This is a genomic window from Streptomyces sp. OZ13, assembly GCF_052068155.1.
Taxonomy (GTDB): Bacteria; Actinomycetota; Actinomycetes; order Streptomycetales; family Streptomycetaceae; genus Streptomyces.
The window spans coordinates 48,015-63,833 of sequence record NZ_JBQHCZ010000004.1; the positions used below are offsets into that span (position 1 = coordinate 48,015).

Annotated in this window: 10 protein-coding genes, 4 tRNA genes and 1 other RNA gene; 6 read left to right on the top strand and 9 right to left on the bottom strand. The window is 71.2% G+C overall.

The features are described from left to right. Window positions 1-50 precede the first annotated feature (50 nt). From purL to purS, 3 genes are read right to left on the bottom strand one after another with little or no spacing between them, the layout of a single operon-like run. Window positions 51-2,300: a phosphoribosylformylglycinamidine synthase subunit PurL gene (purL, locus tag ACTMTU_RS10470; protein WP_441263215.1), complete on the bottom strand. Its 2,250-nt coding sequence runs from the start codon at window positions 2,298-2,300 to the stop codon at window positions 51-53. Beyond that, window positions 2,297-2,977, bottom strand: a complete 681-nt coding sequence (gene purQ, locus ACTMTU_RS10475; RefSeq protein ID WP_441263216.1) for a phosphoribosylformylglycinamidine synthase subunit PurQ — start codon at window positions 2,975-2,977, stop codon at window positions 2,297-2,299. The genes purL and purQ overlap by 4 nt, the downstream gene beginning before the upstream one ends. Beyond that, window positions 2,974-3,219: a phosphoribosylformylglycinamidine synthase subunit PurS gene (gene purS, locus ACTMTU_RS10480; RefSeq protein WP_005315325.1), complete on the bottom strand. Its 246-nt coding sequence runs from the start codon at window positions 3,217-3,219 to the stop codon at window positions 2,974-2,976. Before purS ends, purQ begins: the two co-directional genes overlap by 4 nt. A gap of 290 nt (window positions 3,220-3,509) precedes the next feature. Between purS and ACTMTU_RS10485 the strand changes: the two genes are divergently transcribed. The 4 genes from ACTMTU_RS10485 (at window position 3,510) to ACTMTU_RS10500 (ending at window position 4,857) form a co-directional block, all read left to right on the top strand. Beyond that, entirely contained in the window at window positions 3,510-3,848 is a 339-nt protein-coding gene (locus ACTMTU_RS10485; RefSeq protein WP_244258208.1) for a histone-like nucleoid-structuring protein Lsr2, read from the top strand. A 109-nt stretch (window positions 3,849-3,957) separates the two neighbouring features. After that, window positions 3,958-4,029: transfer RNA gene (locus tag ACTMTU_RS10490), tRNA-Gly, on the top strand. Between the two features lie 80 nt (window positions 4,030-4,109). Further along, window positions 4,110-4,182 (top strand) — tRNA-Gly (locus ACTMTU_RS10495). Window positions 4,183-4,784: 602 nt separating this feature from the next. Then, window positions 4,785-4,857 (top strand) — tRNA-Gly (locus ACTMTU_RS10500). A gap of 57 nt (window positions 4,858-4,914) precedes the next feature. Here the strand turns inward: ACTMTU_RS10500 and ACTMTU_RS10505 are convergent. The 6 genes from ACTMTU_RS10505 to ffs form a co-directional block, all read right to left on the bottom strand. Further along, entirely contained in the window at window positions 4,915-5,814 is a 900-nt protein-coding gene (locus ACTMTU_RS10505) for a phosphoribosylaminoimidazolesuccinocarboxamide synthase (RefSeq protein ID WP_441263217.1), read from the bottom strand. Between the two features lie 137 nt (window positions 5,815-5,951). Continuing rightward, window positions 5,952-7,412 carry a N,N-dimethylformamidase beta subunit family domain-containing protein gene (locus ACTMTU_RS10510; protein ID WP_441263218.1) on the bottom strand — a complete coding sequence of 487 codons (1,461 nt, stop codon included), beginning with the start codon at window positions 7,410-7,412 and terminating at the stop codon, window positions 5,952-5,954. A 222-nt stretch (window positions 7,413-7,634) separates the two neighbouring features. After that, window positions 7,635-9,293, bottom strand: a complete 1,659-nt coding sequence (locus ACTMTU_RS10515; RefSeq protein ID WP_441263219.1) for a hypothetical protein — start codon at window positions 9,291-9,293, stop codon at window positions 7,635-7,637. Between the two features lie 392 nt (window positions 9,294-9,685). Continuing rightward, the gene (gene purD, locus ACTMTU_RS10520; RefSeq protein WP_441263220.1) at window positions 9,686-10,948 is read right to left on the bottom strand and encodes a phosphoribosylamine--glycine ligase; all 1,263 of its coding nucleotides are present in this window, start codon (window positions 10,946-10,948) and stop codon (window positions 9,686-9,688) included. 61 nt (window positions 10,949-11,009) lie between these two features. Beyond that, window positions 11,010-13,247, bottom strand: a complete 2,238-nt coding sequence (locus ACTMTU_RS10525) for a DNA polymerase III subunit gamma and tau (RefSeq protein WP_441263221.1) — start codon at window positions 13,245-13,247, stop codon at window positions 11,010-11,012. Between the two features lie 54 nt (window positions 13,248-13,301). Further along, window positions 13,302-13,400, bottom strand: an RNA gene (gene ffs, locus ACTMTU_RS10530) — signal recognition particle sRNA small type. A gap of 97 nt (window positions 13,401-13,497) precedes the next feature. On the opposite strand from ffs, the gene ACTMTU_RS10535 reads away from it, so the two are divergent. Beyond that, window positions 13,498-13,585: transfer RNA gene (locus tag ACTMTU_RS10535), tRNA-Ser, on the top strand. Window positions 13,586-13,955: 370 nt separating this feature from the next. Further along, complete coding sequence (locus tag ACTMTU_RS10540) at window positions 13,956-15,659, top strand: lysyl oxidase family protein (protein WP_441263222.1); 1,704 nt, start codon at window positions 13,956-13,958, stop codon at window positions 15,657-15,659. The last annotated feature ends 160 nt before the right edge of the window (window positions 15,660-15,819 follow it).

Sequence of the window (15,819 nt, forward strand, 5' to 3'; positions counted from 1 at the left end):
GCAGAAGCCCCCGCCCGGTCGGAACCGGACGGGGGCCGCAGAGCGACAGGTCAGACGAGCAGACCCGGGATGGTCGCCTCGTGCGCCGTGCGCAGCTCGCTCAGCGGGATGCTGAACTCGCCCTGCACCTCGACGGAGTCTCCGTCCACCACACCGATACGGGTCACGGGCAGACCGCGGGCGCCGCACATGTCGTTGAAGCGGAGCTCCTCGCTGCGCGGGACGGCGACGACCGCACGGCCCGCCGACTCGCTCAGCAGGAAGGTGAACGCGTCCAGACCGTCCGGGACGACGAGCCGCGCACCCTTGCCACCGCGCAGGCACGACTCCGTGACCGCCTGGATCAGGCCGCCGTCGGACAGGTCGTGCGCCGCGTCGATCATGCCGTCGCGGGAGGCCGAGATCAGGATCTCGCCCAGCAGCTTCTCCCGGTCGAGGTCGACCTTCGGCGGCAGACCGCCGAGGTGGTCGTGGACGACCTGGGACCAGGCCGAGCCGCCGAACTCCTCGCGGGTGTCGCCGAGCAGGTAGAGCAGCTGCCCCTCCTCGGCGAACGCGATCGGCGTCCTGCGGTTGACGTCGTCGATCACACCGAGCACCGCGACGACCGGCGTCGGGTGGATCGCCGTCTCGCCCGTCTGGTTGTAGAGCGAGACGTTGCCGCCGGTCACCGGCGTGCCCAGCTGCAGACAGCCGTCCGCGAGACCACGCGTGGCCTCGGCGAACTGCCACATGACGTCCGGGTCCTCGGGCGAGCCGAAGTTCAGGCAGTCGGAGATCGCGAGCGGCTTCGCACCGGAGGCGGCCACGTTGCGGTACGCCTCCGCCAGCGCGAGCTGCGCACCCGTGTACGGGTCGAGCTTCGCGTACCGGCCGTTGCCGTCGGTCGCCATGGCCACGCCCAGGTTCGACTCCTCGTCGATCCGGACCATGCCCGCGTCCTCCGGCTGCGCCAGCACGGTGTTCCCCTGCACGAAGCGGTCGTACTGGTCGGTGATCCACGCCTTGGAGGCCTGGTTCGGAGAGGCGACCAGCTTGAGGACCTGCTCGCGCAGCTCCTCCGCGTTCGCCGGGCGGGCCAGCTTGTTCGCGTCGTCCGCCTGGAGCGCGTCCTGCCAGGAGGGGCGGGCGTACGGCCGGTGGTAGACCGGGCCCTCGTGGGCGACGGTCCGCGGCGGGACGTCGACGATCTGCTCGCCGTGCCAGAAGATCTCCAGGCGCTCACCGTCGGTCACCTCACCGATGACGGTGGCGATGACGTCCCACTTCTCGCAGATCTCCAGGAACCGGTCCACCTTGTCCGGCTCGACGATCGCGCACATGCGCTCCTGCGACTCGCTCATGAGGATCTCCTCAGGCGAGAGCGTCGCGTCGCGCAGCGGCACGCTGTCCAGCTCGACCCGCATACCGCCGGAGCCGGCGCTCGCGAGCTCGGAGGTGGCGCAGGACAGACCGGCGCCGCCGAGGTCCTGGATGCCCGCGACGAGCTTCTCCTTGAAGATCTCAAGGGTGCACTCGATGAGGAGCTTCTCCTGGAAGGGGTCGCCGACCTGGACGGCGGGCCGCTTGGCGGGACCCGTCGACTCGAAGGTCTCCGACGCGAGCACCGAGACACCGCCGATGCCGTCGCCGCCGGTGCGGGCGCCGTAGAGGATCACCTTGTTGCCGGGGCCGGACGCCTTCGCGAGGTGGATGTCCTCGTGCTTCATCACACCGATGCAGCCGGCGTTGACCAGCGGATTGCCCTGGTAGCACTCGTCGAAGACGACCTCGCCGCCGATGTTCGGCAGGCCCAGGCAGTTTCCGTAGCCGCCGATGCCCGCGACCACGCCCGGCAGGACGCGCTTGGTGTCGGGGTGGTCGGCGGCGCCGAAGCGCAGCGGGTCCACGACGGCGACCGGGCGGGCGCCCATCGCGAGGATGTCGCGGACGATGCCGCCGACACCGGTGGCAGCGCCCTGGTAGGGCTCGATGTACGACGGGTGGTTGTGCGACTCCACCTTGAAGGTGACTGCGTAGCCCTGGCCGACGTCGACGACGCCCGCGTTCTCACCGATGCCGACGAGCATGGCGTCGTTCTCGGGCGCCTTCTCGCCGAACTGCTTCAGGTGGACCTTGCTGCTCTTGTACGAGCAGTGCTCCGACCACATGACGCTGTACATCGCGAGCTCGGCACCGGTGGGACGGCGGCCCAGGATCTCGCGGATCCGGGCGTACTCGTCCTCCTTGAGGCCGAGCTCCTTCCACGGCTGGCCGGCGTCCGGGGTCTCGGTGGCGTGCTTGACGGTGTCCAGAGTCATGCTGCGACCAGCTTCTTGAGAACGGAGGTGAAGAATCCGAGCCCGTCGGTACCGCCGGTACCGATCAGCGGCTCCACGGCGTGCTCGGGGTGCGGCATCAGACCGACCACGTTGCCCGCGGCGTTGGTGATGCCGGCGATGTCGCGCAGCGAGCCGTTGGGGTTCAGGTCCAGGTAGCGGAAGGCGACACGGCCCTCGGCCTCGAGCTCGTCGAGCACCCGCTCGTCGGCGACGTACCGGCCGTCCATGTTCTTCAGCGGTACGGAGATCTCCTGGCCGGACTCGTAGTCCGCGGTCCAGGCGGTGTCCGCGTTCTCCACCCGCAGCTTCTGGTCACGGCAGATGAAGTGCAGATGGTTGTTCCGCAGCATCGCGCCCGGCAGGAGGTGGGCCTCCGTGAGGACCTGGAAACCGTTGCAGATACCCAGGACCGGCATACCGGCCTTCGCCTGCTCGATGATCGTCTCCATCACCGGCGAGAACCGGGAGATGGCACCGGCACGGAGATAGTCGCCGTACGAGAAACCTCCGGCGAGGACGACCGCGTCGACCTGCTTGAGGTCCTTGTCGCGGTGCCAGAGCGGTACCGCCTCTGCGCCGGCGAGCCGTGCGGCACGCAGCGCGTCCTGGTCATCGAGCGTTCCGGGGAAGGTGACGACTCCGATACGAGCGGTCACGACTCCACCTTCACGACGAAGTCCTCGATGACGGTGTTGGCGAGGAACGTTTCAGCCATCTCATGGATGCGGGAGAGGGCGGCGTCGTCGACCGGCCCCTCCACCTCCAGTTCGAAGCGCTTTCCCTGACGGACGTCCGCGATCCCGGCGAATCCCAGTCGCGGCAGTGCACGCTGCACCGCCTGTCCCTGGGGGTCGAGGATCTCGGGCTTGAGCATGACGTCGACTACGACGCGAGCCACGGGCACTCCCGGTGGTGTGTTGCGAGGGCGGTTCCCTCAGCGTACCCGCCCCGAAAATCTACGCGGGTAGATATCAAACCCGCCCCCCGCGAAATCCAAGGAAAGATTGCCGGGCCCCATTGTGAAGGACACGCGCAAGTAATTGCCGGGGCTTCACAATGCGCGCCCATCCGCTGTACAAAGGAATACAGAGGAAAGCAGCATTGCCCCTCGACGGCCGAATAACCGGTATCGCCGCACGTCACAACCCACGCCGTTCCGGTGATACCGCAGGGAAAGGACCGATATCCGTGGCTCAGCGAGTGGTGGTCACGCTCTCCGACGACATCGATGGCGGAGAAGCGACGGAAACGGTCACGTTCGGCCTCGACGGGAAGTCGTACGAGATCGACCTCAATCTCTCCAATGCAAAGAAACTGCGCAAGGCGCTGGCGCCCTACATGGCTGCCGGACGAAAGCAGACGAACAGCGGCAAGCGCGACAAGCCGCGCGCCGTCGCCTACCGGCACACCGCCGTCGAGGCCGCACCGGCAGCGGTCCGGGCGTGGGCACAGTCCAACAAGATGGACGTGCCGGCCCGCGGCCGCATCCCGAAGCGCGTCTACGAGGCGTTCCGCGAGGCCAGTTGAGCGACGCCGGCCGCGGCCGCGCCGAACGGAGTTGCACTGCACCCCAGGTGATCCGCTAGAGTCTGGAGCACGCCGAGGGGCAAGCCGAAAGGCCCGCCTCGAGGAGCGTGCGGGTGTAGTTCAGTAGTAGAACATCCCCCTTCCAGGGGGAAGGCGCAGTGTGCAATTCCTGTCACCCGCTCTGCATCGCTTTACCGTCCACGGATGTGGATCAGGTACAGTGGTGGACGTACCGCCCGGTGAGAGCCGAGCGGCAACAATGCGGACGTGGCTCAGTTGGTAGAGCATCACCTTGCCAAGGTGAGGGTCGCGAGTTCGAATCTCGTCGTCCGCTCAGAGAACGAAGGCCCCAGTCATTGCGACCGGGGCCTTCGTCATACTCCGGGGCCTCTTCTTGGCCGGGCTTCTCCTCATGTGCGGACGGGCAGCTCATCTGCGGACGGGTGGCGCCGGCGGCAAATGATCCCGCCGAGCGCGTGACCGGCAAAGGCGATGTGGAGACCGCGCAGCCGGACCTGGGCATCCCCGTTGTGACAGTGCCCACAGCCGACGCGCGCCGACGAACCATGATCACACCCGGCCGCACAGGCCGGCCGAGGCCCTAGCCGGGAGTGCTCGTGACGACCGCGCGAGGGCCCGGCCCTAGAACGTCGGCGGCCGGCGACCATCCTCCGATGCGCCGGAAATCCCTCCGGACAGCGCGAGTTGACTGCCGAAGCCCTCTTGGAGTGCGCTCACCCACGACCTTGGGAAAGGGCGAGAGGATCGCCGTCCGGCCGAGCCGGCTCCCCGTCGCGAAGAAGTCGCACCGGCTCGGGGCGGCGATGCGGAATGCGCTCGCGTCCCGCCCTGCCGGGCCGTGGGGAGAACTCCGGTCGGCGGTGCGTCTCGCGCACCGCCGAGTTTGGGTATAGTGGTCTCCGCGCTACGGCGCATGCGGACGTGGCTCAGTTGGTAGAGCATCACCTTGCCAAGGTGAGGGTCGCGAGTTCGAATCTCGTCGTCCGCTCAAGGAAAGAAGCCCCCGGCCTTTCGGCCGGGGGCTTCTTCGTGTCCGGGCGTCCCGCTAGGACCAGGTCGCGCCGGTCAGGAGTTCGTAGGCCTCCACGTACTTGGCGCGGGTCGCGTCCACGACCTCCTGCGGCAGTGCGGGCGGCGGCTGCTCGCTGTTCCGGTCCCAGCCGGACTCCGGCGAGGTCAGCCAGTCCCGGACGTACTGCTTGTCGTACGACGGCTGGGCACGGCCCGGCTGCCAGCTCGCCGCCGGCCAGAACCGGGACGAGTCCGGGGTGAGCACCTCGTCGGCGATGAGCAGCCTGTCGCCGTCGAAGCCGAACTCGAACTTCGTGTCGGCCAGGATGATGCCCCGCCCGCGGGCGATGTCACGGGCCCGGGAGTAGACGGCGAGGGTCGACTGGCGCAGGTGGGCGGCGGTCTCGGCGCCGACCTGGCGGGCGACCTCCTCGTAGCTCACGTTCTCGTCGTGGTCCCCGACGGCGGCCTTGGTCGCGGGCGTGAAGATCGGGGCGGGGAGCTCGGAGCCGTCGCTCAGGCCCTCGGGGAGCGCCAGACCGCACACGGTGCGGCTCTGCCGGTACTCGGCGAGACCCGATCCGGTGAGGTAGCCGCGGGCCACGCACTCGACCGGGACCATGCGCAGCGACTTGCACACCATGGTGCGGCCGGCCCAGTCCGCGGGCGCGCCGGGAGGCAGCTCGGTGGAGATGACGTGGTTGCCGATCAGGTCCTCGAGGCGTTCGAACCACCACAGCGAGAGCTGGGTCAGGACCCGGCCCTTGTCGGGGATCTCGGTGGGCAGCACCCAGTCGTACGCCGACATGCGATCGCTGGCGACCATCACGAGGTCGCCCGCCTCGTTCTGGTACAGGTCGCGCACCTTGCCGGTGTGCAGATGCACCAGGCCGGGCACCTGCAGCGGCTCGGGCTTTTCGACGAATCCGGACACGGTTCCTCCCCGTGGCTGTGAACAACAGCTCCGATTGTCCCGTACGCGGGCCGGACCCAGCTGGTCAGGGTGCGGCAGGCCCCGCCGGGCGGCCAAGTGCCCGGGGCTCTCCGAGCCCCGGGTCGTACGGAGGGGGACTAGTCACGCTTGCAGATGCGGTCCAGGAGATTGGCGGTCGCCCGCTGGATCCGGGGGTCGACATGGCCGGGCCGGTCCAGGGCCGGGGACCACGCGAAGGTCCCGGAGGCGAAGACCAGGGCGCCGGAGGGCGCGCGGTAGAGGGAGGTCTCCTGGTGTCGGACCGTGCCGTCGCCGTCCAGGTACGGGGAGTGTGCGAGCAGGATCCGACCTTCGTGCTCGGGCAGTGCCGTGCGCGGGAAGTACCGGTCGGCCTCTCCGGCGACCAGGCCGGGAAGCTCGTCGCCCTCCCCCGCGCCGGTGGCCTCCCACAGCCAGTGGTCCGCGTTCCGTACGACCAGCGGGGACGGCTCGGGCACCCGGCCCGCGTACTGGATGCCCATCAGCTGCTGCTCTGCCCGGTCCACCTCGCGCCACAGCGCGGGCTTTCCGGGACCACGGCGTTTGCGGCAGGTCAGCAGCCGGTCGGGGACGCCTGACGGCGACGGTGAGAGCTCGACCTGCCAGTACATGGTGTTGGCGGAGAGGAAGACGAGCGACGTGCCCCGGTCGCGGGCCAGCTCCACCGCCCGGCGCATGGCGGCCGACCAGTACTCGTCGTGGCCGGGGAAGACCAGGCCACGGTAGCGGGCCGGATCGATGCGTCCGGCGTGCAGATCGCGGGTGTCGGCGTAGGCGAGGTCGTAGCCGTACCGCTCGGCCCAGCGGATGAAGTCGTAGGCGTGGCCGACATGGAGCGGGAGGCCGGCGCCCGCGTACGGACGGTCGAAGGAGACCGTGGCCGCGGCGTCCTCCTCGCCCAGCAGCCTGCCGTCCTCGCCCCAGGCGTGATAGAGGCTGGCGCCGGTGCGGCCGTCCTCCGGATAGAGGTTGTACGCCTGCCATGTGACGTCGGGCAGCAGCAGGAGCAGGTCCGCGGGGTGGTCGTCGCGGACCGTGAAGGGGATGTGCGAGCGGTACCCGTCCAGGGTGGTCAGCACGGCGACGTAGGCGCCGACGGACCAGTACGAGGGGATCTGGAGCCGCCACGAGAGCCACCAGTGGTGGCAGGAGACCGTGCGGTCGGCGGTGAGCGGCGGAGGCTGGACGATCCCCGAGAGCCGGGGGCTCGTGGTGATCTTGGCGGCGCCGTCGCCGCCGTAGTGGCCGATCCGGTAGACGTCGACGGAGAACTGCTGCGGGGGATCCACCGTGATGTGGAAGTCGACGGCCTCGCCGGGGGCGGCGGCTCCGGGACTCACGAATCCCTTGATCTGACGGCGCACGTCGTCCGCGGTACGGGGGCCGCCGGAGCCGCCGCGGGCCAGGCTCGGATCGGCGTACCAGGGGACCACCTGGCCGGTGTCGTCGAAGTAGTTCTCACTGCCGCGCAGCCAGGGCAGCGGGCCCTGGCCGAAGGGGTCGGAGACGGCGTGCGCGAGAGCGCCCGATTCCCATCGCCGGATCTGATCCGCCCCCATGCCTGCCCCCTCCCTCGGTGCCCCTGTGACAACCGCGCCGCGCCGACCTGTTCAGCGCCGGTCTCCAGCACATCACATTACGCATGCAGTCCGTCACCGTTCGTCGCGAATTGACGACAAGGAGACCGGAACCGGAAGAGATCGCTCCGCTTCGCGCTCCCTGTCGCGCCCGGCACCTGGCATGCGGACCGGTCCGGCGCGGCTCCGCCCGACGGGCGCCCTTCAGACAAGGCGGACCGGCTTCTCCGGGCGAACCCCGAGGGAACCCAGCCAGACCCGCAGCGGTTGCGCGTCCCCGTCCTCGACCAGGCTCAGCACGGGCGCCGCCAGATCCGCCCGCCGCTCGCCGTCGACCAGGAGCGCCGGACCGTCGAGCCAGTCCAGACCCGGCACCGCGCCGACGGTGTCGACCGCCGTGCAGCACACCATCGCGACGACATGGTCGGCGAGCAGTTCGCGGCCGGTGCGCGGCGGCTGAAGCGGCATGAGCGGCAGCGGATCGCCGCCGCCCCAGAGCGCCAGGGCGTCCTCGGACGCGTCCACCGGGTGGTTCCCGGCCCCGGCCACGGGCTCCGCGAGTGCCTCCTCACGCGCCACACGGGCGGTCAGCACGGCGGCCAGGGCCTCGGTCGCCTCTCCGCCGGGCCGTGCGGACAGGTGGTCCATGACCCGGACGAGCGTCGGGCCCTGCGGCCCCCTCGACGGCGCGACGCCGAGCTCGTCGAGAACCTGGTGGATACGGGCCGCTTCCGTACGCCACTTCCGGTCCACGACCTCCTCCGGATACTGCTGCCAGTCGACCGGCGCCCAGTCGGGGCCCTGGCCGGCGGGACCGCCGTGGAAGAGACGCGCGGCCAGCAGCGACGCCGCCTCGTCGACCGCGCCCGGCTCCTCCAGCAGGTCACAGGCCGGGCGCTCGCCCAGCCGGGAGGTGAAGCCCTCGGCAAGGCGGTCCCGGCGCGACAGCTCGGTCAGGGCGGACACCACACCGGCGTCCAGCCGGGAGGGCCAGCGGCCCATCCGCCAGGCGGGGAGCGCGACCCTAGTCAGCAACCGGTCCCAGCCCGCGTACGCCAGGCCGACCTGCTCCTGCGCCACGATCCGCAGCCCGTAGTCCACAGCCTGTGCGCGCTCCGACGCGGCTGCGGCGACCCAGCGCTCCATGCCCGCGGCCTGGTCCTGACAGCTGCGGAGCAGAAGCCTCGCGGTCCTGCCGACGAAGCGGGACAGCAGCTTGCGCGTCCTGCCCTGGCCGGAGCGGGCGGCATCGGCGACCACAGCGTCCAGCCCCCGTACGAAACGGCGGGCGGCGGCTATGTCGGGATCGGCGGCGGACCCGGTGCCCGCGACGACCGGAGCGAGCACCGCGCGCAGCTCGGCCACCCGCATCCACCACAGGAACGGCGAACCGATGACCAGCACCGGAGCCTCGCCCGTGCGACGCCGGCCACCGGATATCGAGTGCGCCGGGTGCGAACGGTCCTCGAGCCAGCTGTCGCAGTCCGGCGTCAGCGCCAGCGCCGACGGCGCGGGCACCTCGAGGCGCTCCGCCAGGTCCCTCACCAGCCGGTAGAGATCCGGGGCGGAACGCTCCGGCAGCTCCACGGTCGGGCTCAGCGCGGGGGAGGCACGCACGATCATCGCGGTCACGACCGCGGCGGTCACCAGCACGACCAGCGCGCAGACCGTGACGACCCAGCGGGCGATGTCCCAGCCGCCGCCCGCCATGTGGCCCGTCGCCCCGCCTGCGAACAGAACGACGGCGACAGCCGCCGGGAGGAGTGCCGCCGCGACCGCCCTGCTGCGGATACGCAGCACGGCCAGTGCCTTGGCACGCGCGCCCCTGGCGCCCATCGACTCACCGATACCGGTACCGGACACGGCCGGACCTCACCCCCTCTGCCCTGCGACGGTGTTGGTCACTCCCCCACTGTGGCATCGCCCACTGACATCGCAATGCCGGTGGGCCAAGTGCCGGAATGCTTGCGCCGCACCATAGTTGGGGCTTTGGCGGCCGTCATCCGGATAGGGAAGCCGTCACTCGATGGAATGGCTTTGGGTAAAGGATCGCCCGCCCGGACGGAATGTCCGGGCGGGCGTCGTACGGCGGTGCGAAGTGTCACCGGCGGCCTTGCCGGGCCGCACGCGGTCGGTCCGGGCCGACGGGCGAGGGCGGCCGTTGCCGGGCCGCGTGCGGCCTGCGCCAGGGCGCACGCGGCCGGATCTGCGCGAGGGCGGGCGGGCCGGGTGCGCCACGGCGCGGACGGGCCGGCTCAGGCGCCGGGACGGGCCTCGGCGGCCTTGCGGGCGATGTCCGTGCGGTGCTGCGACCCGTCGAGGCGGATCCTGCCCACGGCCCGGTAGGCCCGCTCACGGGCCTCGGTGAGGTCCTTGCCGGTCGCCGTGACCGACAGCACCCGGCCGCCCGCGCTCACGACCGCGTCGCCGTCCCGCTTCGTACCTGCGTGCAGCACGTACGCGTGGGGCGCGTCCTCGGCCGCGACGGCATCGAGGCCCTCGATCGGGTCGCCGGTGCGCGGGGTGCCCGGATAGTTGTGCGAGGCGACGACGACGGTCACGGCCGCGTCGTCGCGCCAGGTGAGCGGGGGCTCGGTGTCCAGCGTGCCCTTCGCGGCATGGAGCAGGACACGCGCCAGCGGCGTCTTGAGACGGGCCAGGACGACCTGCGTCTCGGGGTCGCCGAAGCGGGCGTTGAACTCGATCACCCGCACACCGCGCGAGGTGATCGCCAGCCCCGCGTACAGCAGGCCGGAGAACGGCGTGCCACGGCGGCGCAGCTCGTCCACGGTCGGCTGGAGCACGCTCGCCATGACCTCGTCGACCAGCTTCGGGTCGGCCCAGGGCAGCGGCGAGTAGGCACCCATGCCGCCCGTGTTGGGTCCCTCGTCGTCGTCGAGGGCGCGCTTGAAGTCCTGCGCGGGCTGGAGGGGGAGGACCGTCACGCCGTCGGTGATGGCGAACAGGGACACCTCGGGACCGTCGAGGAACTCCTCGATCACGACCCGGCCGCAGGCCAGCGCGTGCTCGCGGGCGGCGGCGACGTCGTCGGTGACGACGACACCCTTGCCGGCCGCCAGGCCGTCGTCCTTGACGACGTACGGGGCTCCGAAGGCGTCGAGCGCCTCGTCGATCTCCTCCGGGGTCGTGCAGACGTAGCTGCGCGCCGTCGGCACTCCCGCGGCGGCCATCACGTCCTTGGCGAACGCCTTGGAGCCCTCCAGCTCCGCCGCCTCCTTGGAGGGGCCGAAGCAGGGGATGCCCGCCCGGCGCACGGCGTCGGCGACACCGGCGACGAGGGGAGCCTCGGGGCCGACGACGACGAGCCCGGCTCCGAGCCCGGTGGCGAGCTCCGCGACGGCCGCGCCGTCCATCTGGTCGACCGGGTGGAGCTCGGCGACCTCCGCGATACCGGCGTTTCCGGGCGCGCAGTGCAGAGCGGTGACGTCGGGATCGAGGGACAGAGAGCGGCACAGGGCATGTTCGCGGGCGCCGCCGCCGATGACGAGGACCTTCACGGCAGTCAGCCTAACCGCCGGACGCCCCTGCCTGTCGTACGGGCCTCCGAGGGCGAGGCCGCTACTCGTTCGTATATTCCTCCACGACCGTGGCACCGAGCTCGCGCACGATGAGGTCGTGGCCCGACAGCGCGGAGTCCACCAGGTCCGGATCGTCCGCCTCCGGAACGTCGTCCTCAATGGACACAGGGGGCGGTGCGTACTGCTCCGACGGACGGGGCGGCTCCGGCGAGGACTGCGGCGCGGGAGCCGCGGAGGCCTGGTGCGACGGCTGCGACGGGGCCCGGTCGTACTGCGGCGCAGGCGCGGCGGGGGCCGGCGCGGGCGGGGAGGCCGGGGCGGCGGGCTGCGGCCTGCCCTGGCCGTAGCCGCCCTGGCTGCCGTAGCCGCCGGGGCCGCCCGACGGAGGAGCGGATCCGCCCGGGCCGCCGGAACCGCCGGACGGGTCGACGATCGCCTCGACCTTCCACTGCACGTTGAACTGCTCGGCCAGGGCCTGCTTCAGGACCTCCTCGCTGCCGCTGCTCGCGAAGTTGTCCCTGGCACCGGCGTTGATGAAGCCCAGCTGGAGGGTCGTGCCGTCGAAGCCGGTGACCTGTGCGTTCTGGCTGAGCAGGATCCAGGTGAAGCGACGGCGGTTCTTGACGGCCTCCAGGATCTCGGGCCACATGTTTCGCACCTGACCGGCACCCTGCGCGAGGCCAGGACCGGGCGCCGCCGGGGGCGCCTGCGCGGGAGCGGGGGCCGGGGTGGGAGCCGCAGGCTGCGGCGCGCCCTGGCCGGGGGCGGAGGCCGTGGGCCAGCCGCCGGGCCGGCGGGCCGGCTCCACGGTCCCGGCCGCGGAGCCGGTACCGCCCGGGCCCGCGGTCCCCGGCCAGGCACCCGGGCGGGACGCGGCGGGCTGGGGCTGCTGGTGCGGCTCCTGTCGCGGGGGCTGCTGGGGCGGCTGCTGTCCGATGGGCGGCGCGACCGGCTCGGGCGCCGGGGTCGGGGCCGGCGCGGGAACCGTGGGAGCCGCGTCACCGCGCGCCGCGGCACGGGCGGCGGCGGGTCCGGCACCCGGCGACACGGGCGCGTGCGCCTGGGCGTCCGGCCCGGGCACGTATCCCATGGCGGGGCCCTGGCCGCCGGGCGAGAACGACGCCCCGCGCTCCAGGCGGTCCAGCCGGGCCCGCACCGACCGCTCGTCGTCGAACGCCGCCGGCAGCAGCACCCGGGCGCAGATCAGCTCCAGTTGCAGCCGCGGCGACGTGGCTCCCCGCATCTCGGTCAGGCCGGTGTTGACCAGGTCCGCGGCCCTGCTGAGCTCGGCGGCGCCGAACACGGCGGCCTGCGCCTGCATCCGCTCGACCACGTCCGCCGGGGCGTCGATCAGTCCCTTGGTGCCGGCGTCCGGCACCGCGGCGAGGATCACCAGGTCGCGCAGCCGCTCCAGCAGGTCCGCGACGAACCGGCGCGGATCGTTCCCGCCCTCGATGACGCGGTCCACGACCTCGAAGGCGGCGGCTCCGTCGCCCGCCGCGAACGCGTCGACGACGGAGTCGAGCAGCGAACCGTCCGTGTAGCCGAGCAGGGCCGTCGCCATGGCATATGTCACACCGTCGTCCGCGGCGCCGGCGAGCAGCTGGTCCATGACGGACATGGAGTCACGCACCGAGCCCGCGCCTGCCCGCACGACCAGCGGGAGAACGCCGTCCTCCACCGGGATGCCCTCCCGGCCGCAGACCTCCGCCAGATACGCCCGGAGCGTCCCGGGCGGGACCAGCCGGAACGGGTAGTGGTGCGTACGCGACCGGATGGTGCCGATGACCTTCTCGGGCTCGGTGGTCGCGAAGATGAACTTCAGATGCTCCGGGGGCTCCTCGACCACCTTCAGCAGGGCGTTGAACCCCGCGGGGGTGACCATGTGGGCCTCGTCGATGATGTAGATCTTGTACCGGCTGCTCGCGGGGCCGAAGAAGGCCTTCTCGCGCAGCTCACGCGCGTCGTCCACACCACCGTGCGAAGCGGCGTCGATCTCGATGACGTCGATGGATCCGGGCCCGGTGCGCGCCAGGTCCCGGCAGGATTGGCACTCCCCGCAGGGGGTCGGCGTCGGTCCCTGCTCGCAGTTCAGGCAGCGGGCGAGGATGCGGGCGCTGGTCGTCTTTCCGCAGCCGCGCGGCCCGCTGAACAGGTACGCGTGATTGACCCGGTTGTTGCGCAGGGCCTGCTGGAGCGGGTCAGTGACATGCTCCTGACCGATGACCTCTGCGAACGACTCGGGGCGGTAGCGGCGGTACAGCGCAAGGGACGACACACCTACGAGGTTATCGGGGCCCACCGACAACCGGAGCCGCCCCGGATCCCCGGGAACGCAAGCGCCCCCCACGCACCCGCCAGAGCCGACCTACCCTTGCTGCCTTCCGGCCCTGGGGGAGTTCAGTCAGATAGCGCCACGTGAGGGGCTGCACCCAGGCTACCCGATGCCGGGGAGTGGTCATGACCCCCGAGAGGAAGATCGGGAAGGTGTTCGCGAGCACTCCTCAACGTCTTGTATTGTTTGCGGCGGAGGATTCGCCTAGTGGCCTAGGGCGCACGCTTGGAAAGCGTGTTGGGGGCAACCCCTCACGAGTTCGAATCTCGTATCCTCCGCCAGTGCCTCACCGGGCACGATGTCGAAGGGCCCCACCGTTCGCGGTGGGGCCCTTCGACGTTTCCGTCGCGGAGCGGCGGAACGCGCCGTACTTCCCGCGCCGGAGGGCGGCCTGCACCCGGCGACCTAGCACGGGCCGGGAGTCCGGCGGGCGGGAACGGGGTCAGGTCGGCCGGATCCGGCGAAAAGGGCATGGTTCCGGCCAACCCTCCGCGAGCTGGGGGACCCCAGACAACCGACAGGGCCGTCCTTGGACTCTCACAGGCGGGACACAGCTTCGCGACGGGGGGCCGCGTCGTTCCGACGAGCGCGGCCGGTTGTGCGAGCGGGCTGTTGATCCATGTCCCGTCAGGCACTCGGATATGAGGATTGATGACCAGATCCCACCATGCCCGCCTGTGGCGCCCCGCGATCGCCGCGGGCGCGGCGATCGCCGTCACCGCCGGCGTCGTCGCGGCAGCACCCGACGCGCGGAAGGCACAGAGCAAGCCGAAGTTCAGTCTGATCGCCGCCTCCACGTCGGTGACCCTCGACTCCTGGAAGGAAGATCCCGGCGTCTACCTCGACCTCGGGACGTACCTCACCGCCGAGGACGGCCCCCTCGAGCTCAAGGTGACCCGTAAGTCCTACAAGGACCCGGTCGTCGCCACGCAGATCATCCGGCAGGGGAACAAGGCGCCCAGGACCAAGACCCTGCCCGCGGGACTCGTGAAGGACTTCTCCGGGCTTCCCGGCTTCGTCCGGATCACGGTCACCGACGCGGCCGGCAAGACCGTTGTGACCAAGGACGAGGCGTTCTGCCCGAACAACGCCTCCGGCCGCGTCCGTCCCGACGCCCCGGCGAAGTCGAAGTATCCGCAGAGCTGTCCCACGAATCCCTTCACGCTCGGCTCTGTGTGGGGGGTGGAGAACGGCTGGGCGTCCAACACGTACTCCGGCTTCTACTCGGCCCCGGTCGCCCTGCCGGCCGGCAAGTACACCGCGAAGGTGTCCGTGGCGAAGCGCTACCGGGACCTGTTCGGCATCGCGGACAAGCCGCAGACGATCAGCGTGACCGTGCGGGAACGCAGCTGGGAGGAGGGCACGCGCGCCTCCGCGGCCAAGGAGCACGCGGGCCACGCGGCCGGTCACTCCGGTCACTCGGGCCACAACGCCATGCGTCCTGAGGCGCCCGCGGCCCCCACGAGCGGCGCGGGGTCGTCGTACAACGTGGGCCACGGGCCCTACCCACCCGCTCCTCCGGCCGTGCCGTGGGCCCTCAAGAAGGCCGCCCTCAAGGCCGCGCAGGCGGGTGACGGGACCGGGCGGACCGACGGCTCCAGGAAGGCCCCCGCGCTGACGCCCAACGCCAACCGGCCGACCGGCAAGGCGTCCGTGCCCGACGTGCCGAAGCCCGACCTGCGGTCGCTGCCGGCCTACGGCATCCAGATCAGCGACGGCGGGGACGACGTCCCCGGTAAGGACTACCTGGCGTTCAGCGCCAACGTGTGGAACGCGGGCCCCGCGCAACTGGTGGTGGACGGCTTCCGCTCCCCCGGCAAGAAGCTGATGGACGCCTATCAGTACTTCTACGACGCCGCCGGCAAGCAGGTCGGCTACGCCCCGACCGGCACCATGGAATGGGACCCGCGGCCCGGACACGAGCACTGGCACTTCACCGACTTCGCCAGCTACCGGCTGCTCAAGGCCGACCAGAAGGAAGCGGTGCGCAGCGGCAAGGAGGCCTTCTGCCTGGCCAACACCGACGCCGTCGACTACACGGTGAAGAACGCCAACTGGCACCCGGAGAACACCGACCTGTCCACCGCGTGCGGCCAGGAGAACTCGATCTCCGTCCGTGAGGTGCTGGATGTCGGCTCCGGCGACACGTACACCCAGGATCTGCCCGGCCAGTCCTTCGACATCACCGACCTTCCCAACGGCACCTACTACATCCAGGTGCTGGCCAACCCCGAGAAGCGGCTCCAGGAGACCGACCTCAACAACAACAGCGCGCTCCGCAAGGTCGTGCTGGGCGGCAAGCCGGGCGCCCGCACGGTGAAGGTGCCTGCGCACGACCTGGTCGACGCCAACTGACCTCCGTCCGACAGCAGGGCCGGAAAGTTCCGGCCGACGCCGGTCCCAGGACACGCTCCCGGGGCCGGCGTCGCACATCTGTCCGCGCTCACGGGCCGCTCTGCCCCGCCCGCGAAAAAATCTGCCGCGTCGTGTCGAGAACGCCCCGACGTCTCCGACG

Coding starts and splice junctions, on each gene's coding strand:
- purL (WP_441263215.1), bottom strand. CDS start 2,300: ATGACTCTGGACACCGTCAAGCACGCCACCGAGACCCCGGACGCCGGC.
- ACTMTU_RS10510 (WP_441263218.1), bottom strand. CDS start 7,412: ATGGGGGCGGATCAGATCCGGCGATGGGAATCGGGCGCTCTCGCGCAC.
- ACTMTU_RS10540 (WP_441263222.1), top strand. CDS start 13,956: ATGACCAGATCCCACCATGCCCGCCTGTGGCGCCCCGCGATCGCCGCG.